Annotated in this window: 22 protein-coding genes; 12 read left to right on the top strand and 10 right to left on the bottom strand. The window is 45.5% G+C overall.

Annotated elements, in window-relative coordinates:
• Window positions 1-55: 55 nt before the first annotated feature.
• From C2740_RS00755 to rpe, 6 genes are all read right to left on the bottom strand, one after another.
• Window positions 56-406, bottom strand: a complete 351-nt coding sequence (locus C2740_RS00755) for a hypothetical protein (RefSeq protein ID WP_215293517.1) — start codon at window positions 404-406, stop codon at window positions 56-58.
• 136 nt (window positions 407-542) lie between these two features.
• Window positions 543-1,346: an indole-3-glycerol phosphate synthase TrpC gene (gene trpC, locus C2740_RS00760; protein WP_215293518.1), complete on the bottom strand. Its 804-nt coding sequence runs from the start codon at window positions 1,344-1,346 to the stop codon at window positions 543-545.
• Window positions 1,347-1,351: 5 nt separating this feature from the next.
• On the bottom strand, window positions 1,352-2,377 hold the full coding sequence (gene trpD / locus C2740_RS00765) for an anthranilate phosphoribosyltransferase (protein ID WP_215293519.1): 1,026 nt from the start codon (window positions 2,375-2,377) through the stop codon (window positions 1,352-1,354).
• An 8-nt stretch (window positions 2,378-2,385) separates the two neighbouring features.
• Window positions 2,386-2,952 (bottom strand): aminodeoxychorismate/anthranilate synthase component II, encoded by a 567-nt coding sequence (locus tag C2740_RS00770; RefSeq protein ID WP_215293520.1) that lies wholly within the window; start codon window positions 2,950-2,952, stop codon window positions 2,386-2,388.
• A complete protein-coding gene (gene trpE / locus C2740_RS00775; protein WP_215293521.1) occupies window positions 2,936-4,441 on the bottom strand; it encodes an anthranilate synthase component I in 1,506 nt (501 codons plus the stop codon). The genes C2740_RS00770 and trpE overlap by 17 nt, the downstream gene beginning before the upstream one ends.
• Window positions 4,441-5,166 (bottom strand): ribulose-phosphate 3-epimerase, encoded by a 726-nt coding sequence (gene rpe / locus C2740_RS00780; RefSeq protein ID WP_215293522.1) that lies wholly within the window; start codon window positions 5,164-5,166, stop codon window positions 4,441-4,443. Before rpe ends, trpE begins: the two co-directional genes overlap by 1 nt.
• Window positions 5,167-5,215: 49 nt before the next feature.
• On the opposite strand from rpe, the gene apaG reads away from it, so the two are divergent.
• The 3 genes from apaG (at window position 5,216) to C2740_RS00795 (ending at window position 7,654) form a co-directional block, all read left to right on the top strand.
• Window positions 5,216-5,590 carry a Co2+/Mg2+ efflux protein ApaG gene (gene apaG / locus C2740_RS00785; protein WP_215293523.1) on the top strand — a complete coding sequence of 125 codons (375 nt, stop codon included), beginning with the start codon at window positions 5,216-5,218 and terminating at the stop codon, window positions 5,588-5,590.
• A gap of 83 nt (window positions 5,591-5,673) precedes the next feature.
• Entirely contained in the window at window positions 5,674-6,849 is a 1,176-nt protein-coding gene (locus C2740_RS00790) for a murein transglycosylase A (protein WP_371816719.1), read from the top strand.
• 28 nt (window positions 6,850-6,877) lie between these two features.
• Window positions 6,878-7,654 carry an enoyl-CoA hydratase gene (locus C2740_RS00795; protein WP_215293524.1) on the top strand — a complete coding sequence of 259 codons (777 nt, stop codon included), beginning with the start codon at window positions 6,878-6,880 and terminating at the stop codon, window positions 7,652-7,654.
• A gap of 22 nt (window positions 7,655-7,676) precedes the next feature.
• Here the strand turns inward: C2740_RS00795 and C2740_RS00800 are convergent, their stop codons facing one another.
• From C2740_RS00800 to bioA, 4 genes are read right to left on the bottom strand one after another with little or no spacing between them, the layout of a single operon-like run.
• Entirely contained in the window at window positions 7,677-8,873 is a 1,197-nt protein-coding gene (locus C2740_RS00800; protein ID WP_215293525.1) for a M20 aminoacylase family protein, read from the bottom strand.
• Between the two features lie 57 nt (window positions 8,874-8,930).
• Window positions 8,931-9,650, bottom strand: a complete 720-nt coding sequence (bioD, locus tag C2740_RS00805) for a dethiobiotin synthase (protein ID WP_215293526.1) — start codon at window positions 9,648-9,650, stop codon at window positions 8,931-8,933.
• Window positions 9,643-10,881 (bottom strand): 8-amino-7-oxononanoate synthase, encoded by a 1,239-nt coding sequence (locus C2740_RS00810; RefSeq protein WP_215293527.1) that lies wholly within the window; start codon window positions 10,879-10,881, stop codon window positions 9,643-9,645. The genes bioD and C2740_RS00810 overlap by 8 nt, the downstream gene beginning before the upstream one ends.
• Window positions 10,878-12,224, bottom strand: a complete 1,347-nt coding sequence (gene bioA / locus C2740_RS00815; protein ID WP_251369653.1) for an adenosylmethionine--8-amino-7-oxononanoate transaminase — start codon at window positions 12,222-12,224, stop codon at window positions 10,878-10,880. The genes C2740_RS00810 and bioA overlap by 4 nt, the downstream gene beginning before the upstream one ends.
• Window positions 12,225-12,313: 89 nt before the next feature.
• Here bioA and bioB point away from each other — a divergent pair, with 89 nt between their 5' ends.
• The 9 genes from bioB (at window position 12,314) to mraY (ending at window position 21,886) form a co-directional block, all read left to right on the top strand.
• Window positions 12,314-13,351 carry a biotin synthase BioB gene (bioB, locus tag C2740_RS00820; RefSeq protein ID WP_215293529.1) on the top strand — a complete coding sequence of 346 codons (1,038 nt, stop codon included), beginning with the start codon at window positions 12,314-12,316 and terminating at the stop codon, window positions 13,349-13,351.
• 11 nt (window positions 13,352-13,362) lie between these two features.
• On the top strand, window positions 13,363-13,992 hold the full coding sequence (gene coq7 / locus C2740_RS00825) for a 2-polyprenyl-3-methyl-6-methoxy-1,4-benzoquinone monooxygenase (protein ID WP_215293530.1): 630 nt from the start codon (window positions 13,363-13,365) through the stop codon (window positions 13,990-13,992).
• A 315-nt stretch (window positions 13,993-14,307) separates the two neighbouring features.
• Window positions 14,308-14,736, top strand: a complete 429-nt coding sequence (mraZ, locus tag C2740_RS00830; protein WP_215294251.1) for a division/cell wall cluster transcriptional repressor MraZ — start codon at window positions 14,308-14,310, stop codon at window positions 14,734-14,736.
• A 12-nt stretch (window positions 14,737-14,748) separates the two neighbouring features.
• The gene (gene rsmH / locus C2740_RS00835; RefSeq protein ID WP_215293531.1) at window positions 14,749-15,699 is read left to right on the top strand and encodes a 16S rRNA (cytosine(1402)-N(4))-methyltransferase RsmH; all 951 of its coding nucleotides are present in this window, start codon (window positions 14,749-14,751) and stop codon (window positions 15,697-15,699) included.
• On the top strand, window positions 15,696-15,962 hold the full coding sequence (ftsL, locus tag C2740_RS00840) for a cell division protein FtsL (protein ID WP_215293532.1): 267 nt from the start codon (window positions 15,696-15,698) through the stop codon (window positions 15,960-15,962). Before rsmH ends, ftsL begins: the two co-directional genes overlap by 4 nt.
• A complete protein-coding gene (locus tag C2740_RS00845; RefSeq protein WP_215293533.1) occupies window positions 15,959-17,731 on the top strand; it encodes a penicillin-binding protein 2 in 1,773 nt (590 codons plus the stop codon). The genes ftsL and C2740_RS00845 overlap by 4 nt, the downstream gene beginning before the upstream one ends.
• Before the next feature lie 8 nt (window positions 17,732-17,739).
• Window positions 17,740-19,278: a UDP-N-acetylmuramoyl-L-alanyl-D-glutamate--2,6-diaminopimelate ligase gene (locus C2740_RS00850; protein WP_251369654.1), complete on the top strand. Its 1,539-nt coding sequence runs from the start codon at window positions 17,740-17,742 to the stop codon at window positions 19,276-19,278.
• A complete protein-coding gene (murF, locus tag C2740_RS00855) occupies window positions 19,278-20,726 on the top strand; it encodes a UDP-N-acetylmuramoyl-tripeptide--D-alanyl-D-alanine ligase (RefSeq protein ID WP_215293535.1) in 1,449 nt (482 codons plus the stop codon). Before C2740_RS00850 ends, murF begins: the two co-directional genes overlap by 1 nt.
• The gene (gene mraY / locus C2740_RS00860; RefSeq protein WP_215293536.1) at window positions 20,717-21,886 is read left to right on the top strand and encodes a phospho-N-acetylmuramoyl-pentapeptide-transferase; all 1,170 of its coding nucleotides are present in this window, start codon (window positions 20,717-20,719) and stop codon (window positions 21,884-21,886) included. Before murF ends, mraY begins: the two co-directional genes overlap by 10 nt.
• The last annotated feature ends 9 nt before the right edge of the window (window positions 21,887-21,895 follow it).

Here is a 21,895-nt window from a genome sequence, read left to right on the forward strand (position 1 = left end):
TGACTAATAAAAAAGCCCTTTCAATAAGGGCTTTTTTATTGGAACTTAAATAAACTTAAGCCGACTTCACTGCCTTCTCAAGACATTTCGAAATTTCTTCGTAGCGCTTGAGGGCCAACTTTGTTGGCACTACCTCCTTCTTGCGCCCATCAGCATTTGATGCCATTTTGATGTAGCCCATAGCACTCAGGTTTTTCAAGCGGCCATGTAATGTTGCTTGAGAACCCAGATCTGAAAGTGAAATTAAATCACCCACTAATAGAGGGGTTTTTGAATGTGCGCAGTTAACAATCTTATCTAATAAGTTTTCTTCAATGGCATCGAGTTTCTTGCCGGGGTTAATTCGATCTAAAGCATCGATTAAATTGAGAAAGCGAAGATAAGATGAGGGCTTCGGTATGGCCATAATTTATTAGTATTTAATCCAGTTTAAGGGCTATTAGCTATAGGGCTAGTATATTCCCTAAGCATCACTTTTTCAAACGAAATTAGTTATAAAAAGCATTCATAATCAATGCATTCTCTAGCTTGCTTAAAGTAGCTTAGAAAAATAACTCGCGAAGAGCTGCTCCTGGATCGGCTGCTCGCATAAATGCTTCACCAACTAAGAATGCATTGATTTGATTGTTGCGCATCAGTTGCACATCAGTACGGCCCAATATCCCTGATTCAGTTACCAAAGTCTTATTTTTTGGAACCATGGCTAGAAGTGAGAGCGTGGTTTGTAGTGTTACCTCGAATGTCTTGAGATTCCGGTTATTGATGCCAAGTAAAGGCGTTTTAAGCTGTAGTGCTTGCTCTAGTTCTGGCGCATTGTGGACTTCAACTAAAACATCTAGGCCGAGTTCGTGAGCGCAAGCCTCAAGCTCCTTCATTTGATTCATCTCTAAGCAGGCGGCGATTAAGAGAATTGCATCTGCACCAATTGCACGCGCCTCATAAACTTGATATGGATCTATGGTGAAATCTTTACGAAGTACTGGAATGCTGCAAGCAGATCTGGCTTCTTGGAGATAGGCATTGCAGCCTTGAAAGTATTCAATATCAGTAAGCACTGATAAACAGGCGGCGCCATGCTTTTCATAAGACTGAGCAATTTCTGCGGGTTTAAAATTTTCTCGAAGAATTCCTTTGCTGGGACTCGCTTTTTTGATTTCGGTAATCACGCCAGCTTTGCCGGCAGCGATTTTTTGTTCAATTGAGGCAATAAAGCCACGCGGCTTTAGCTGAGCATCTTTGTTATTGAATTCGGCAATATCACGTTGGTTCCCAAGTGAGACCTGCCTAAGGTTGTTTGCAATCTCAATCTTCTTGGTTGCAACAATTTTATCGAGAATGTCGCTCATGGGTTTCATTTAGATTGGCTTGCTGCAACAAATGCGTCTAGCTTCTTGCGTGCGGCCCCAGATGAAATTGCAGCTTTGGCCATTTCTACCCCAGAAGCGATATCTTTAGCGACACCGGCAACATAAAGAGTTGCGCCTGCATTGAGGCACACAATATCACTCGCCGCGCCTGGTTTGTTATCGATTACATCCAATACGATTTGTTTTGATTCTTCCGCATTGGCTACTTTGAAGCTATTCGTGAGGGCGGTATTCAATCCAAAGTCTTTAGGGTGGATTTCATATTCGCGGACAACACCATTCTTAAGTTCACCCACAAGAGTAGAACCCTCTAGGGAGATCTCATCGAGGCCATCGCAACCATAAACCACCAGGGCGTGTTCCATGCCTAAGGCTTGCAGCACATGGGCTTGAATGCCAACAAGATCAGGATGAAATACGCCCATCAAGATTCGTTTTGCATCAGCAGGATTGGTAAGTGGCCCCAAGATATTAAAAATCGTCCGTACACCCAATTGCTTACGAATGGGCACCACGTTTTTCATGGCTGGGTGATGGTTGGGCGCAAACATAAAGCCGGCACCTACAGTGGCAATACATTTGGCAACTTGATCTGCGGAAAGTCCTAGATTTACACCCAGAGCTTCAAGTACATCAGCGCTACCAGATTTACTGCTCACGCTACGATTACCGTGCTTAGCAATTTTGGCTCCAGCGGCTGCAGCAACAAACATCGCTGCAGTGGAAATATTGAAGGTATGCGCGCCATCGCCCCCTGTACCCACAACGTCAACTAGATGTGTGCGATCTTCCACCTTAACTGGGGTTGCAAATTCACGCATGACTTGTGCAGCAGCAGCAATTTCTCCAACAGTCTCTTTTTTAGTACGCAGAGCTACTAATAGCCCGGCAACTAATTCAGGCGACATTTCGCCACTCATGATGAGTCGCATCATTGCAGTCATTTCATCATGAAAGAGTTCGCGATGTTCGATGCAGCGTTGTAGTGCTTCTTGTGGAGTAATTGGCATAGTGCTGTTTACTTATTCAGTAAGAAATTCTTGAGCAGTGCATGACCATGCTCAGAAAGAATGGACTCAGGATGGAATTGCACGCCTTGAACAGCGAGTTCGCGATGGCGCACACCCATGATCTCTCCATCAGAAGATGTGGCAGTTACCTCTAGCATCGCTGGTAAGGAACTCTTTTCAATAGCGAGTGAGTGATAGCGAGTAACTTTGAACGGATCCGGTAAGTTTTTGAAGACACCCACACCCGTGTGGTGAATTGAGTCAGTCTTACCGTGCATGACTTTCTGCGCACGAATGACCTTTCCGCCAAAAGCTTCACCAATCGCTTGATGTCCAAGACATACACCGAGAATCGGAATCTGTCCTGCGTAGCATTTGATGGTCGCCACTGATATGCCAGCTTCAGCTGGGCTGCATGGCCCAGGAGAGATGCAAATACGCGCCGGGTTGAGCTTCGCAATGTCTTCTACCGCGATTTCATCATTGCGAAGTACTTTGACCTCTTCACCTAACTCAGCAAAATACTGCACGAGGTTATAAGTAAAAGAATCGTAGTTATCAATCATTAGGAGCATCGAGTCCTCCTTGTACCAATTCTGCGGCGCTTAGAACTGCGCGTGCCTTGGCTTCAGTTTCTTTCCATTCGGCAGTAGGATCTGAGTCAGCCACAACACCGGCACCTGCTTGGGAATGTAGCATGCCCTCACGAATCACTCCAGTACGAATGGCGATTGCCACATCCATGTCCCCTGAGAAGGATAGATAACCTACTGCGCCGCCATAAACGCCACGTTTCACAATTTCCATTTCGTCAATAATTTCCATGGCACGAATTTTAGGCGCACCAGAAAGCGTTCCTGCTGGGAAGGTGGCTCGTAAGACATCCATATTGCTCATGTTCTCTAAAAGATCGCCTTCTACTGAACTCACAATGTGCTGCACATGAGAATATTTTTCAATCGACATGGAATCGGTGACTTTGACAGATCCCGTTTTGGCAATTCTGCCAACATCATTGCGAGCAAGATCAATCAGCATGACGTGTTCGGCAATTTCCTTTGGGTCTGCAAGCAATTCTTTGGCTAAGCGCTCATCTTCTTCTGGGTTAGCACCTCGTGGACGGGTGCCGGCAAGTGGGCGAATCGTCACAATTTTTTCTGCGGCACGTTTTTCTTGACGAACCAGAATTTCTGGAGATGAGCCCACAATTTGCATATCACCAAAATCATAGAAATACATATAGGGCGAAGGATTCAGTGAGCGGAGCGCTCTGTAGAGAGCTAATGGTGAGTCAGTAAATGGTTTGCTAATTCGTTGGCCAATCACAACCTGCATGCAGTCACCAGCCAAAATATATTCTTTGGTTTTACGAACTGCATCTTCAAAATCCGCAGCCTTAAATTTACGAATTAGATCAGTTTTTGCACTTGGCAATGATGCAGGCATATTCGCCAGTTTACTAAGACAAGTGAGTAATTCTTTTAAGCGATCTTGTGCTTTTTCAAAGCCATCAGGAATGCTTGGATCGGCATAAACAATGAAGTAAATCTTTCCAGCGACGTTATCAATCACAGCTAACTCTTCGGTTAGCATGAGTTGAATGTCGGGCACGCCGAGTTCATCCGGTAAATCATGTTTCGCTAGACGCGCTTCGATATAGCGAACGGTGTCATAACCAAAGTAACCAGCAAGACCACCACAAAAACGAGGTAGACCTGGTTGAACTGCAACCTTAAAACGTTTGAAATAAGCATCTACAAAATCTAGTGGATTATCAGTATTGGTCTCAACTACTTTGCCATCAGTAAGCACTTCATTTAACGGTGAAGTTGGAGTGCCAACCGTTCTGACAATAGTCTTGGCAGGTAAGCCAATAAACGAGAAGCGGCCAAAGCGCTCGCCTCCCAAAACTGATTCCAAAAGGTAAGTGTTTTTCTTGCCAAACGCTTGACTTATTTTGACGTAAAGCGAGAGTGGTGTTTCTAAGTCCGCAAGAACCTCTTTCACAAGGGGAATGCGATTGAAACCCTGCTTTGCTAGGGCATTAAATTCTTCGCGCTGCATTAGGATTTCCCAGTCTTTCCTAACTCAGCGCGCATTGCCTCAATCACTTGAGCGTAATTTTCTTTTCCAAAAATAGCTGACCCAGCAACAAAAGTATCGGCACCTGCTTGGGCAACTTGCGCAATATTATCCACTTTGATTCCACCATCAACTTCAAGGCGAATATGGCGACCTGTTTCTGCTTCATAGCGATCTAAACGTACGCGAACTTGTTCAATCTTATGAAGAGTGCTTGGAATGAAGGATTGACCACCAAAGCCTGGATTGACAGACATGAGCAGAACTAAGTCGAGCAATTCCAAGGTGTGATCTAAATGATCTAGTGGCGTTGCAGGGTTAAGTACGAGACCTGCTTGACACCCTTGATCACGAATTAAATTCAGCGTGCGGTTCACGTGCGGGCTAGCCTCGGGATGAAAGCTAATTAAATTAGCGCCAGCTTTTGCAAAATCGGGCACGATGCGATCTACGGGCTCAATCATGAGGTGAACATCAATCACTGCAGGCTTGCCATTTTTTAAGGTGTGCGGACGAATCGCCTCACAAACTAATGGACCAATAGTGAGGTTAGGAACGTAGTGGTTATCCATCACGTCAAAGTGAATCCAATCAGCACCGGCCGCAAGAACATCCTGAACTTCTTTGCCTAAGCAGGCAAAGTCAGCCGACAGAATGGAGGGGGCAATGAAGAATTCACGATTTGAGGATGATTTTTGGCTTTCCATCCCTAGATTCTAGCTTGCAGTTGGCCTTGGGATGGAGCAGAATTCGAGGATGAATCCCCATGAAATGAGCATTACGGTCAAAGCCCAGTACCTTCCAGAGCAATCTGACCCCGATAACCGCCAATTTGCCTTTGCTTATACGGTTACCATTCGCAATACTGGTCCGGCCAGTATTCAGTTGATTGCCCGCCATTGGTTCATCACGGATGGGGATAATGATGTCCAAGAGGTCCGTGGCTTAGGGGTAGTTGGGCAACAACCGTTATTGCGCGCTGGGGAGCAATTTGAGTACACCAGCTGGGCCACTTTACCCACTCCAGCAGGAACCATGCGAGGCGAATATTTTTGCGTTACCGAGGAAGCACAGATTTTTCAGGCGCCAATCCCTGAATTTGCTCTGGTGATGCCCCGAACCCTCCATTAGGGGGGGCTTGGAAAAACTATTTTTTCCCTTTGCCCGTCCATAGGACAATAAATAGCAATAGCCCCAAAGCAATAGCCCCTTCAATGACAAAGAGCAGCATTGGGTATTCATCGAGTAAATTGGCGATCATGATTTCTAAATTTAAATTATTTGAAGTAAGTGTATTCGCTATTCTGATTACGAGCCTAGTTGCTGGATGCTCGACACCACCCACCAGAAGCGCCGGCTATCGATCTAGCAGCTCTGGAGCAGCTCCCTCGTCTTATAGCTCATCAATAGCTAGCTTTAATGTAGTTTCTTGGCAAGCTTTACCCGGTTGGCAAGATGATGACTTGTCACAAGCTTGGCCGGCGTGGTTAAAAAGTTGTGATGCATTACGTAAGCGAAGCGGAGAGGTGAATTGGCGCCAGGTGTGTGCGCAAACTGCTAACGTATCAGCTCGTGATACTCAAGCGATTCGCTCATATTTTGAAAGCAATTTCCAGGCTTATGAAATTCGCAATAGCGCTGGAAGCGAAACAGGTTTAATTACGGGTTACTACGAGCCAGTAATGAATGGGTCGCAAACCCGCACTAGCACTTACAGCGTGCCGCTCTATGCCTATCCGAATGCTTGGAAAAAATCAAAACCGAATCCAGGGCCAACACGAGCTGAACTCATGAGCTCAGGGATTTTGCAAGGGTCTGAAATCGCGTGGGTACAAGATCCTGTTGCTGCTGCATCTATGCAGATTCAGGGCTCAGGAAAAATTCGCCTGCAAGATGGTCGCGTATTGCGTTTAGGTTTTGCTGGTACTAATGAGCAGCCTTTTAAATCATTTGCACAATGGTTATTAGATCGCAAAGAGATTACTCGCAGTGAGGCCACCATGCAGGGCATTTCTCAGTGGGCTAAGCGTAATCCAGATCGAGTGAATGAAATGCTCAATGCTAATCCACGTTTTGTTTTCTTTAAAGAGTTGCCTAGCAATGTTGATGCTGATCTAGGCCCTAATGGCGCACTTGGTGTTCCATTAACAGGTGAACGCAGCATTGCAGTTGATTTACAAGCTCTGCCATTGGGCGCACCTGTATTTTTGGCTACTACTAAGCCTTTAAGTAATCAATCCTTGCAAAAGCTCGTGATGGCACAAGATACTGGTAAAGCGATTGTAGGTGGCGTCAGGGCTGATTATTATTGGGGTTCGGGTGAGGCCGCAGGAGAAACCGCAGGGCGTATGAAACAAAATGGCAAGATGTGGTTATTGTTACCACGTTAATTGACGGATATTGAAGAGAAAGAAATTGATGAGCTACAAAACAATTTTGACTGAAGTGGATGGCAAAGTTGCCATCATTACCTTAAATCGTCCTGAGGTTCTCAATGCATTAAATGATCAATTAATGGATGAGCTAGGCGCTGCTTTGCTTGGTTTTGATGCTGATGACAATGTTGGCTGCATCATCATTACTGGTAGTGAGAAAGCGTTTGCTGCTGGTGCTGATATTGCATTTATGGCTAAGTATGGTTTGCAGGAAGTCTATCGCGGTGACTTTATTACTCGCAACTGGGAAGAGATTAGAAAAGTTCGTAAGCCAGTAATTGCGGCAGTCTCTGGCTATGCGCTTGGCGGTGGCTGTGAGCTGGCGATGATGTGCGACACCATTATGGCTGCCGATAACGCCAAGTTTGCACAACCCGAAGTGAAGTTAGGAATCATTCCTGGCGCTGGTGGCACACAACGCTTGCCTCGCGCGGTATCGAAAGCCAAAGCGATGGATTTGGCCCTGACCGGGCGCATGATGGATGCCGCAGAGGCTGAGCGCTCTGGCTTGGTGTCACGTATTTTTCCAAAAGCAGATTTAATGAAGGAAGTGAAAGCCATCGCTAAAGAGATTGCTGATATGCCGCTACTAACATCGATGATGGTGAAAGAAGCGGTGAATACTGCTTACGAAACCACGCTCTCAGAAGGCATTCATTTTGAGCGTCGCTTGTTCCATGCTTGTTTTGGAACGAATGATCAAAAAGAAGGTATGGCTGCATTTATAGAAAAACGCCCAGCTAAATTTACCAACTCTTAAATGTAAAGATTTCGCGAGAGATCTAGGTTTTCTCGAGGTAGCGTTGCGCTAGTTTTACCCAATAGCTCACGCCTATTGGAATCAAGGCATCATTAAAGTCGTAAGAGGGGTTGTGAAGATGGCATGGGCCCATGCCATGGCCAACGGCCCGATGATCACCGTCCCCATTGCCCAGAAACACATAGCAACCCGGTTTCTCAAGCAACATAAAAGCAAAGTCTTCTGCGCCCATTGTCGGATCAATATGGGTATTGACGTTTTGTTTGCCCACCAATTCGCTCATCACCTCACTAGCAAATTGAACCTCGGCATCATGATTGATTAATGGTGGATAGTTTCTGGAGAAAGTAATGTCTACTTGGCAATCAAATGCACTTGCAATATTTTGGGTAATCTCCCGCAGGCGTTGCTCCATTAAATTGAGTACTTCTAAGGTAAATGTTCTGATGGTCCCGCCGATAAAAGCGCTGTCAGGAATTACATTACTGGTTTCCCCCGCATGAAACTGTGTGACCGATAACACAGCCGCATCAACAGGGCGCTTATTGCGAGTAATGATGCTTTGCAGTGCCAACACCACTTGCGCTCCAGTGAGTAGCGGGTCAGCGCTATTGTGAGGAAGCGCGGCGTGACCACCTTTGCCTGTAATGGTAATTTCAAAAGTATTGCTAGAGGCCATCATCGGGCCTGAGGTCACGCCAAAGTGTCCTTCGGCTAAGCCTGGCCAATTGTGTAAACCGAAAACAGCATTGCAGGGAAATTGTTTAAAGAGTCCATCTTTAATCATTTCATTAGCACCAGCGCCACCTTCTTCAGCAGGCTGGAATATAAAAATAACGCTGCCTTTGAAATCGCGATGATTTGATAAATACTGCGCTGCCCCTAAAAGCATTGCAGTGTGACCATCATGACCGCAGGCATGCATTTTTCCAGCGTTGCGTGAGGTATGCTCAAAATGATTATGTTCTTGTAATGGCAGTGCATCCATGTCGGCACGCAAGCCAATCATTTTTCCAGAACCCAATTCACCGTCTAGGCGACCGACAACACCTGTTTTGCCCATGCCTCGATAAACAGTAATCCCCCAGCTAGAAAGTGCTTCTGCAACTAAATCGGCTGTGCGATTCTCTTCGAAGCGTAATTCAGGATGAGCATGAATATTGCGACGAATGTCTTGAATAGCTTCTGCAGAATCAAGGATTTCAGAGGGTAAATGCATTCCTTCATCTTATCTGAAAGTCCCATTAGTTGCACTCTAGGGCTTGCCATAGGGACTTTAATTGCTCATTATTTGGATGTGCTGTGCAGCAAAATCAAGGGCTTCTATTGAATAAGGGTTGTTATTTAATTTTAGAAGCGCTTTTGGCAAAGAGGGAATCAATCCTAAAAAAGGCACATCCATTTTTTTTTGCAAAGTAGCGATATTTTCTTTTAGAAGAGGCATCTCGCTCGATAAGGAATTGGCAACCCATCCTGCAATTTTTAAGCCACGAGCTTTGATCGCCTCTTGGGTAAGAAGGGCGTGATTAATGCAACCTAATTTCATACCAACTACCAAGATGATTGGTAGGTCAATTTGTTGCGCAAAATTGCCTAGATCTTCATGCTCATTCAAGGGAATTAAGAATCCACCGGCCCCTTCCACAATAATGCAATCGCTGTGTTTTTGAACCTCACTAAGTGCTCGAATAATCGTATTAAGGTCAAGAGTAGTGCCCGTATTTGCCGCGGCCAGATGGGGTGCAACTGGCACGTCTAAAACATAAGGGCATAAATTTAATTGGCCAGGCGCAAGTTGGGAAGCAATGCGTAAAGTTTCTAGATCCTCGTTGAGAAGATCGCCATTGGCACTTTGATATGTGCCAGCAGCTACAGGTTTAAAACCGATAGCTTGCTTACCTTGCTTGCGTAGCTTGAGAATGAGTGCACCACTAATAAGCGTTTTTCCAACCTCAGTGTCAGTGCCTACTACAAAGTAGCCGGTTAGTTTAGTCATGACTTACTTTCTCACTCACTTGCTGCTCGATCCTTTTCAGAGTCATGATGAGTTTGCGTAATTCATTAACGCTATGGTTTGCTGAAAAGGTAATCCGTAAACGAGCACTGCCAAGCGGTACTGTTGGCGGACGAATTGCCGGAATCCAGTAACCCGCTTCATCTAATAACTTTGCCGCCAAGAGTGCAGTAGCGTTGCCGCCCAAAATGACCGGCTGAATTGGTGTACAAGAAGAAACTTTTTTCCAATCTGAGAAGGTCATTTCATCTTGCCAAATGGTAATGAGGTCACATAGTTGCGCGCGACGCTTTGCACCCTCATCGCTTTCGATGATTTCAAGACTTTTAAGTAAGGTATGCGCAATAGCGGGCGGGGTTGCAGTGCTGTAGATATAAGGCCTACCCTTTTGAATCAGCCATTCAATAAAAGAATCTTGTGCACAAATAAAAGCACCGCTTACTCCGGCAGCTTTACCTAAAGTCCCAATATAAATAATGCGATCAGATTGAATGCCCTCTTGCTCCAGGATGCCATGACCCTGTTTGCCAAGTACCCCAAAACCATGTGCGTCATCTACCATCAATAAGGCATCATATTGCTCTGCTATATGAAGTAACTCTTTAACAGGCGCCAGATCACCATCCATACTAAAGACTCCATCTGCCACAATCAGCTTGAGAGACTTAGTATCTTTTTTAAGAGTATCAGTTAAAGAAGTAAGCTGAGTGTGATCAAACAAGTGAACTACGGCATTGGTTTGTGCGCTAGCCAAGCGAACGCCATCAATCAGTGATGCGTGATTCAGCTTCGCCGAATAAATACTCAGATCGCCACGCTGGGCAAGTCTAGCAAGGCCCGTTATGGCTGTTAGGTTGGCAAGGTAGCCAGTACTAAAGAATAAGGCGCGAGCATTGGGAATGTGTTTTTCTTGAAAAGAAGCCAGCTGCTTTTCAAGAAACTCATGCGCAGCGCTATGACCACTGATTAAATGCGAAGCGCCGCTACCTACCCCATATTTTTCACCACCCTGCGCTAGCGCTTTAATGAGGTCTGGGTGATTGGCAAGCCCAAGATAGTCATTGCTACAAAAGGCCTTAAGCTGCCTATTGCTAATGGTTACATCGGTATCGCAGGGGGATTCGGTAATGCGCAATTTTCGTTTTAGTAATTGCAAATCTAAATCTGCAATTTGCTCTTGCGCAAGTTTTAGGGCATTAAATGCACTGGTCATGTGAGTATCTTTTCGATTGCACGTCTGATAGCTTGACCCATTTGCATGGTTTCTTCGGTAGATAGGATGTATGGGGGCATTACATAAATCGTATTGCCAATGGGCCTGATGAGAACGCCCTCTTCCATGCCTTTGGCAAATAATTCGCGAGGGAAGATGCTTGCATTCTTAAGGTATTCATTTTTAATATCGAAGGCTAAAATCATTCCTTGTTGGCGCCAATACTCTATTCGAGAATCGGTTTTTGCCCATCTAAATGCATTCTCTAAATCTTGCGAGCGAGCAATATTTTTTTCTAAAACATGTTCAACTTCGAAAATCTTTAAGCAGGCTAGTGCTGCTGCACATGCTAGTGGGTTTCCGGTGTATGAATGCGAATGCAAGAAGCCCTGTTGTGTTTTATCACTATAAAAAGTATAGTAAATCGTATCGGTGGTCATGCATAGCGAGAGGGGAAGATAGCCACCACTGATGCCTTTGGATAAGGTTAAAAAGTCAGGCCAAATACTGGCATGCTCACAGGCAAAAAACTTGCCACTGCGCCCACATCCTACTGCTATCTCGTCAGCTATGAAATGCACCTCATAGCGATTGCATAAGTCTCTTACTAAGCGAAGATATTCTGGTGAATACATTGCCATTTGCCCTGCACATTGCACTAGTGGCTCGATGATGATTGCAGCAATATGTTGATGTTCTTCTTTGAATAATTTTTCTAGTTCTGCCGCAGCATGTTTTGCAACATCTATTGCGCTCTCACCAGATTTTGCTTTGCGCGCATCAGGTGATGTGACGGTATACACATCTTGCAAGAGTGAGCCATATGCTTCACGAAAAATAGCAACATCGGTTACGGCTAATGCGCCAAGTGTTTCTCCGTGATAGCCATTCTCTAGGCAAACAAACTTTTTCTTTTTGGGTTTGCCATTAAGTTGCCAAAAATGATGACTCATTTTTAAGGCAATCTCGACTGCAGACGCACCATCGGAGGCATAAAAGACATGACCTAAATTTCCACCCGTGAGCGTGGAGAGTTTTTCGGAAAGCTCTACAACCGGTGGATGCGTAAACCCAGCCAGCATGACATGCTCAATTTTTTCTAACTGATTCGTTATTGCTTGATTAATCTGTGGGTTGGAGTGGCCAAATAAATTGGTCCACCAGGAGCTAATGCAATCAAGTAGAGCATTGCCTTTTTCGTCATATAGCCATGGACCCCGCCCTTTTGTGATGGCAATCAGCGGAAAAGACTCATGATGTTTCATCTGAGTGCAGGGGTGCCAAACGGCAGTCAGGCTACGATCAACGAGAGTGGGTTGATTTAAATCAGTAATAACCTTCATGTTTGATATTTGACCACTAGTTTTTCCAATTTCCGGCATGTATCTGTTATGTTTATGCCTTGAATTGATCTATTTTCTGGAATTTGCCTATGTTGGACGCCCAAACTGCTGAAAAACCGCTTACCTTAGTTAAATCTAAGGCTAATTTACGTAAAGAGGTTGATGCCTCTGGCGATTGGACTGTTACCCAGATCGAGGCACTCTTTGCGATGCCTTTCAATGAATTAATGCTACAAGCTCAAGAGACTCATAAGGTCAATTTCCCTGAGGGTGATGTGGAGTTGGCTACTTTGTTGTCCATTAAGACCGGTGGCTGCCCTGAGGATTGCGGCTACTGTCCGCAAGCTGCTCGCTATGACACCGACGTTAAGGCCGAGAAACTGATGGGCTTGGCAGAGGTTTTGGAAGCTGCTAGGGCTGCAAAAGCAGCCGGTTCAAATCGTTTCTGTGTGGGCGCTGCATGGCGCGAGCCCAAAGATCGCGACATTGAAAAGGTGGCAGCGATGATTAAGGGTGTAAAGGCTCTAGGGCTTGAAACTTGTGCCACCTTAGGCATGTTGGAGGCTGATCAAGCCCAGGCATTACAAGAGGCCGGCCTGGATTTTTACAACCATAACCTTGATACCAGCGAAGATTTTTATCGCTCAGTGATTTCTACGCGCGGCTATCAAGATCGGCTTGATACGATTTCCAATGTGCGTGCTGCCGGTATGTCTGTTTGCTGTGGTGGGATTGTCGGAATGGGTGAGTCGCGTGAGCAAAGGGCGGCCTTCCTTGCCCGCTTGGCTAATTTAAGTCCTTATCCTGAGTCCGTACCTATCAACCATCTGGTACCTATTGCAGGTACACCCTTGGCAGACCAGAAGCCTTTAGACCCGCTTGAATTTGTGAGAACCATTGCAGTTGCGCGCATCACCATGCCTAAGGCCCGTGTGCGCTTATCTGCTGGTCGTCAAGCGCTTGGACGGGCCGTTCAGGCAATGTGCTTCTTGGCTGGCGCGAATTCTATTTTCTATGGCGAGCAATTACTCACTACCGGCAATCCAGAGGCGGAAGAGGACCGTGAGCTATTGGCAGAGCTGGGATTAAAGACTAAGCAAAGCCGTAAAGCTGAGGTTTTAGTCTAATTTTCCGGCCTATGGCGCTAATCGACCGCTTCATTATTGAGTTTGATACCGCGCTTCGTTCAGTCGTGGGTGGAGCGAGTGCTCAAAGACCCACTCCCGGTTCAGAATCTGGTGCAAATAGTGCATTAGATTCTGAGCAACGAAAACATGCAGCGGGTTTAATGCGCGTTAATCATGTTGGCGAAGTTTGTGCGCAAGCTTTGTATCAATCGCAAAAATTAGTTGCAAGAAATTCAGATATTCAAGACATGCTTGAGCGCTCTGGTCAAGAAGAAATGGATCACTTGGCGTGGTGTGAAACTCGTCTTAAAGAGCTTGGTTCGCACACCAGCTATCTCAATCCATTTTGGTATGCAGGATCCTTTTTGATCGGCATGGCAGCAGGCTTAGCAGGTGATCAGTGGAGTTTAGGCTTTGTTGCTGAAACTGAAAAACAAGTTGAGAATCATTTAGAAAGTCATCTCAAAAAATTACCCGAAGATGATCATCGTTCACGTGCAATTGTTGATCAAATGCGGATTGATGAAATTGAGCATGGGCAAGCAGCTCTGCATGCTGGTGGGGTGGCTTTACCTGAGCCAATTCAAAAAATCATGCAAGCAATATCCCAGGCGATGACAACAACTGCTTACAAAATTTGACATTGATATTAGGGAGTTGGCTTAAGCTAATCCCAGAATTTAAGTTTGTATTAACTTTTGACATATTTTCTTATTGCTACTGTTTTTAAATACAGTATATTGAGGAATTATCTAGTCATATAGCTAAGACCTATTCTTAAGTATATTTTCCAAGCCATTGTTTCAAGTAGCTATTTTATTATCACTATCTTCTGAACACATGACGCTAAGTGTTTGTAAACATTAGAGAATTTCCCAAAAAAATCCCTTAAAACACTTGACCCCCCTATTGCGATCCTCTAAAGTGGGAGGAAGTGTGAAAAAGTGGGGTAAATGGTGTTTCAAGGTGCGTCAGCTCTCAATTTAGATGCAAAAGGCCGAATGTCAGTTCCGGCCAAGCATCGTGACGCCTTGATGGTTCAAGGCGAGGGCCGCCTTACGCTCACAAAACATCCAGATGGTTGTCTTTTGCTATTTCCAAGGCCGGAATGGGAAGGCTTTAGAGCAAGGGTTGCACAACTTCCTATGGATGCGCATTGGTGGCGCAGAATTTTTCTCGGCAATGCTGCAGAGATCGATTTGGATAATGCCGGTCGAATTTTGGTGAGTCCGGAATTACGTGCAGCAGCAGGAATTGAAAAAGAGGTGATCTTGCTCGGCATGGGCAGTCACTTGGAGTTGTGGGATGCAGCAACATATGCTGCGAAAGAACAGGCGGCGATTGCATTAGGTATGCCTGAAGCGCTCAAGCAATTTAATTTTTAATGACAGGGTGCTATGAACATAACTCATCGCCCAGTGTTGCTGGCCGAGGCGGTGACAGCGCTGATCAGTGGGCCGCTCATTCAAAAACAAAACATAGCAAACAATATTCTGCTAATCGATGGGACTTTTGGGCGCGGTGGTCATACGCAAGCTTTGCTCAAGCAGCTGCCTCCATCGGCTCGTATGATTTCTTTCGACAAGGATTTAGACGCGATTGCTGTCGCGCAGAGTATCAGCGATCCACGTTTAACTATCGTGCACGACAGCTTTGCGTGCATGGATCAGTATGCATCAGCGGAAACAGTCGATGGAATTTTATTGGACTTAGGAATCAGTTCACCCCAGGTGGACGAGGCACACCGAGGCTTCTCCTTTCGTCGCGAAGGTCCGCTAGATATGCGGATGAATACGGATCAGGGAATGACGGCAGCAGAGTGGCTGGAGCAGGCGCCGCAGGAGGAAATCACGCACGTGATTAAGACTTACGGAGAAGAACGTTTTGCATTTCAGATCGCTAAAGCCATTGTGGCAAAGCGAGAAGAAGGATTGTCCCCAAAAACTACGACTCAATTAGCAAGTTTAGTTGCTAGCATAGTGCGCACACGCGAAGCTGGGCAAGATCCTGCTACAAGAACTTTTCAGGCATTGCGTATTTTTATTAATCGCGAATTAGAAGATTTAGAACTTGGCTTAAAAGCCGCGTTGAACTTATTGAAGCCGGGCGCAAGACTTGCGGTGATTAGTTTTCATTCGCTAGAAGATCGTATTGTGAAACAGTTTCTGCAGGCACATGCAAAAGTTGAGGTGCCTCGTGGCTTGCCAGTGCGCGAAAAGGACTTACCACAAAGTGCTCTAGAAATTATTGGACGCGTGAAACCAAGTGACGCAGAAATATTAGAAAACCCACGTGCTCGCTCTGCCATCATGCGCGTTGCAGAAAAACGAGTAGGGGCCTTAGCATGAATCGCGCTACTCTGACTTTGCTTGCTTTGTTATTAATTTGTGCCTTATCGCTAGTGGCAGCGCAGCAACGCACGCGTATATTATTTGTTGCCCAAGAGCGCGCGCTCATTGAAGAGCGTAAATTAAATCAAGATTGGTTGCGCTTGGAGTACGAGCAACGCAATCTTTCGAAGTCTGCCCGTATACGTGATGTTGCGCGTAATCAATTGCGCATGTCCCCAATTTCTCCTGAACGTACTTTGTATTTAAAGGAGGCTAAATGAGGTCGGTTGGTTTTTCTACGACACCAAATTTAGTGTTGCGTCTGCCCATGTGGCGGTCACGCTTGATGCTCTTCCTTTTGTTCTTTGTTTTTATGCTTCTCCTATTGCGTGCTTTTTGGATTCAAGGTCCGGGAAATGCCTTTTATGAAGCTAAGGGAGTGCGGGGAACTCAGCGTGAATTGGAGTTGCCAGCAAGTCGTGGAAAAATCTTGGATCGTAATGGCCAGGTGATTGCTACTAGTTTGGAGGCAAAGTCTGTGATTGCCTATAACGATACAGTCCCCGATGATTTGTCAGCAGACAAGGTGCGCAAGCTTGCCAGCTTATTGCAAATGAGCGAATCGGATTTGCGAAAGAAGTTGAAAGAAGATCGCAAGCAAATCTTCTTAAAGCGACAGGTCGAGCCGGCAGTTGCGCAACAAATTAAGCTATTAGAAATTCCAGGCATTGGATTGAATAATGAATATCGTCGCTTTTATCCTGAAGGCGAGGCGATGGCTCACGTAGTTGGTTTTACAAACGTCGAAGATCGCGGCCAAGAAGGAATGGAGCTTTCTAGAGAGAAAGAGCTTGCTGGCCATCCCGGGCAAAGACGTGTGGTGGTTGACCGATTAGGACGTGTAGTTGAAGAGATGGCCATCTTGCAGTTGCCTCAAAATGGCAAAGATTTAAATCTTTCTATCGATAGCAAAATACAGTATTTGGCTTATAACGCCGTTAAAAGTGCTGTTGAGGAGCATCATGCAAAAGCAGGCGGTGCCGTAGTTCTAGATACTCAAACTGGCGAAATTTTGGCATTAGCTAATTACCCTAGCTATAACCCCAATCAGCGCAAATATCTCAATGGCGAGCAGTTACGAAATCGGGTATTGACCGATACCTTTGAGCCTGGCTCAACAATCAAACCATTAACCATTGCAATTGCTTTAGAAAAAGGTGCGATTAAGCCCAATACCAATATGGTAATTGGCGCTAAGTATCTTGTTGGACCAAAGCCAATTACAGACACTCACCCTAGTACAAATTTATCTGTAACCGAGGTAATTCAAAAATCAAGCAATATCGGTACCGCAAAAATTGCAATGAATAATCTCACCGCAGAAGAGATGTGGGATTTTTATAGTGCCGTCGGTCTTGGGCAAGTGCCAAAAATTGGATTTCCGGGAGCTGTAGCTGGGACTGTGCATCCATTTAAGAAGTGGACTCCAACTGATCAAGCACGAATTGCATTCGGTTATGGAATTTCAGCTTCCCTCTTCCAGGTGGCGCGGGCTTACACAATTTTTGCGCGTGATGGTGAGTTGGTGCCGCTCACTATTGAGCGTAGTCCTGAATTCAAGCCGGGCACAAGAGTGCTCTCTGCTAAAACTGCAATTGAAATGCGCACCATGCTTGAAACTGTTACCGAGCCAGGGGGTACGGCAATTAAAGCGCAGGCTGATGGTTTTCGGGTTGGCGGCAAGACTGGTACTGCACATAAATTAGTGGGTAAAAGTTATGGCAATAAGTATCGCGCTTACTTTGCTGGCTTAGCACCCATTAGCGCGCCTCGCATTGTGGTTGCAGTGATGATTGATGAGCCAACTAGTGGAAGTCACTATGGCGGTGATGTTGCTGCACCAGTGTTTTCAACGATTGTTAGTGAAACATTAAACACTCTTAATGTTTCACCCGACAGTAAAGCGAAGCAAATGGTTTTGCAAGATAAGGGTCCCGAAGAGATTCGTACTGCAAATGTACAGACGCAGCAGGTGGTTCTGAAAAGATGAGGGCGGCGTTGAATATAGAACCCAATGATCTGATTGACCATTTGCACACCTTAGCAAATAGCACTGCTAAGGTAAGTGCGGATAGTCGCCAGATCCAGTCTGGCGATATCTTTTTTGCCTACCCAGTCGGCCATGGCAATGCATTAAGGGATGGCCGTCAATTTATCCATGCCGCACTAGGGAACGGTGCAGCAGCGGTCGTATTCGACCCCGCAGGTCTTGATAATCAATATGCAGATCACCCACAATGCATTGCGGTTGAAAACCTCGCGGCAAAAGTTGGTGAGTTATCTGCGCAATGGTACGGATACCCAAGTAAACAATTAAAGTTAATTGGTGTAACGGGCACCAATGGCAAAACCAGCATTACACAGTGGCTTACTCAGGCTTTGGATGAGCCAAATCATCGAACAGCAGTCTTGGGTACCTTAGGCACCGGCTTCCCAGGTTCTTTGGTGCAAACCGGATATACCACTCCAGATGCGCCAAAGTTACAAACCCAACTTAAAGAATTACTCAATGCTGGTGCCAAGCAGGTGGCAATGGAAGTGTCATCACATGCCTTGGATCAGAATCGACTAGCTGGCACTCGACTGAATTGCGCTGTGCTTACAAATCTAACGCAAGATCATTTGGACTATCACGGCAGCATGGCTAATTATGCAGAAGCCAAGGCGAAACTATTTCAACTCGCGGGGCTTGAGCATGCCGTCATTAATTTAGATGATCCATTTGGGCGGGAGATTGCAAGTAAGCTTTTAGCCAAAGGCGACGTTAGCGTTTGGGCATACACAATCAACCAAAACGTCCTTGAGGGCTTTGAAAAATTTGGCGATCGTCTGCATCGCGTTTATGCAAAAGATAGTGCGTTAAATGGTGCGGGATACGACTCCGTGTTCACGTATGAGGGGGTTGGAAGTAATGGCTTATATATTCCTTTATTAGGTGAATTCAATTTAAGTAATGCGCTTGCGGTATGGGCGGTATTGCTAACCCAAGGGTTGACTTGTGATGAAGCAAGCAAGCAAGTCAGTCAATTGCGTCCGGTACTTGGACGTATGGAATTCATTCAAGTAGGTAAACAGCAAAAATCAGAGGGTTTGCTGGTTGTGGTTGATTACGCCCATACCCCTGATGCACTTCAAAAGACATTGCAGGCTTTGCGTCCCATTGCAGGCCAGCGCGGCGGAAAAGTATGGTGTGTATTTGGTTGTGGTGGCGAGCGTGATATTGGTAAACGCCCTCAAATGGGTGCGGTAGCTCAGCAATACGCTGATCAAGTCATTATTACTAGTGATAACCCAAGATCTGAAGAGCCGCTAGCAATCATGGAAATGATCCGTGGCGGAATCAGCCGGGAAAATTCAAATGTGCAAATGGTTGTTGACCGTGCCGCAGCGATCATGGCCGCTGTGCGCAATGCCGCATCTCAAGATGTCGTATTAGTAGCGGGGAAGGGTCATGAAAATACCCAAGAAATTAATGGCAAGAAATTTGATTTCTCTGACCAGGAACATATTCGCTTGGCTGCTGGAGGCATAGTCTGATGTCTGTTATGACAACACTTGCCCAAGTCCATGCAATGTTGCCTGGAAGTGCTTTGATCAATATTTCCGCACAAGATGCTCGGTTATCAAATATTTTAAGAATTGGCACAGATAGCCGCCAGATTGATCCCGAAGAGTTATTCGTTGCCCTGGCGGGTGAGCGCTTTGATGCACATGATTTTTTATCTGATGTTGCTAGGGCAGGCGCAACGGGAGCGCTTATTAGTGATCAAGATAAGTGCCCTAAGGATCTGCCTGCTGTTTGCGTTGCCGATACTCGCATTGGGCTGGGTTTATTGGCAAAAGCCTGGCGTAGCAATCATCCAATTCCATTAGCACTGGTGACTGGCAGTAATGGTAAGACCACTGTAAAAGAGATGATTGCCTCTATTTTTAAAGCAGCAGTTGGTCAAGAACATACCTTGGTGACTATAGGTAATCTGAATAATGATATTGGCTTGCCCCTGACCCTATTAAAGCTGCGTTCAGCAGATCTGCTTGCTGTGGTTGAGCTTGGCATAAATCACCCTGGTGAAACTGCTCACCTGGCCGATATTGCGAAGCCCAATATTGCATTGATTAATAACGCACAGCGTGAGCATCAAGAGTTTATGACTACTGTAGCTGCAGTTGCGCAAGAGCACTCTGATGCAATTCGTGCATTACCTAAAGACGGCATTGCAGTTTTCCCAGCGGATTCAGAGTTTACAAGTGTCTGGCACGAAGCAGCTGCTGGCCGCAAGGTAATCGATTTTATTTTAATGTCAGGCCACTCAAAATCACAGGCTGCAGTGATGGGACATTTATTAAGCAATGGTCACGTACAGGTACAAACTGAACTCGGCTCTATAGAGGTCCAGCTCAATACATTGGGCAGTCACAATGCACGTAACGCATTGGCTGCTAGTGCTGTTGCCATAGCAGCAGGTGTGAGTTTAGAGAAAATTAAACAGGGTCTTGAATCATTCTCACCTGTTGATGGCCGTATGCAGGCCAAGAAGATTAATCCCAAGCACACTTTAATTGATGACAGCTATAACGCTAATCCAGACTCAGTAAGAGCAGCAATTGATACTCTAAAGCAGTCAGGCAATATGTCATGGTTAGTTTTAGGCGATATGGGCGAGGTCGGTAATCAAGGCCCTCAATTTCATCGCGAGGTTGGTGCCTACGCTGCCGAGCAAGGAGTTAATCAATTATTTGCTTTGGGCGAGCAATGTCAATTTGCCATTAAAGGTTTTGATGAGGTTCGGAAAAATGGCTTACCTGCCGCTAGCGCAAAACATTTTTCTGAAATGGGTGGTCTTATCGAGCAGTTGAGAGATGCATTACATGCCCAGTCGACTGGTAGCGATGAGCATTTAAATATTTTGGTTAAGGGTTCACGTTTTATGCATATGGAGCGGGTAGTGCAAGCCTTGTTAGAGGAGGCTAAAACATGCTCTTAATTTTGGCGCAATGGCTGCAAGATGATTTTGGCTTCTTCCGAGTCTTTAACTACATCACATTTAGGGCGGTCATGGCAACGGTAACTGCCTTGTTGATTGGTTTAGCCGCCGGTCCTTGGGTGATTCGTAAATTGACTGCTTTGAAGATGGGTCAAGCCGTTCGTACTGATGGACCACAAACCCATTTAGTTAAATCTGGCACACCAACTATGGGCGGCGTGCTGATTTTGATTGGTATTTTCGTCTCTTGTATCTTGTGGGCAGATCTCAGCAATCGCTTTATCTGGATTGTGATGATCGTCACTTTCGGATTTGGTGCAATTGGCTGGGTAGATGACTATCGCAAGGTGGCTCGCAAAGATCCTAAAGGAATGGCTTCCAGAGAAAAATTCTTTTGGCAAACTTTGATTGGATTATTTGCAGCGATCTATTTGGCATTCTCAGTCTCAGAGGTGAATAATCTTAAAGTCCTACAACTTTTTTACGAATGGCTGAAAGGTGGCTTTGCTTTAGATCTTCCAGCAAAAACAAATTTACTCTTACCCTTCATTAAAGAGGTTAGCTATCCCCTTGGCATGATGGGCTTCATCATCTTAAGTTATTTAGTCATTGTGGGCAGCAGTAATGCTGTAAATCTCACTGATGGACTAGATGGCTTGGTGATCATGCCTGTCATTTTGGTAGGAGCTGCGTTAGGCGCATTTGCTTATGTAATGGGTAATGCAATCTATGCCAAATATTTATTGTTTCCCTATATCCCAGGCGCTGGGGAATTGATGATTTTTTGTGGTGCCATGGGTGGAGCAGGTTTAGCCTTCCTTTGGTACAACACACATCCAGCGCAAGTATTTATGGGTGACGTTGGTGCACTTGCTCTAGGGGGCGCACTTGGGACGATCGCAGTTATTGTGCGTCAAGAAATTGTGCTTTTTGTGATGGGTGGAATCTTTGTTGCAGAAACTGTCTCAGTAATGCTGCAGGTGTTTTGGTTCAAATTGACGAAAAAATATTATGGTGAGGGTCGCCGTATTTTTCGTATGGCGCCACTCCATCACCATTTTGAATTAGGCGGTTGGAAAGAGACACAGGTGGTTGTGCGTTTCTGGATCATCACCATCCTATTGGTATTGATTGGCTTATCTAGCCTGAAATTGCGGTGAGCCCAAGAA

It is taken from the genome of Polynucleobacter sp. MG-5-Ahmo-C2, assembly GCF_018687735.1.
Classification (GTDB): Bacteria; Pseudomonadota; Gammaproteobacteria; order Burkholderiales; family Burkholderiaceae; genus Polynucleobacter.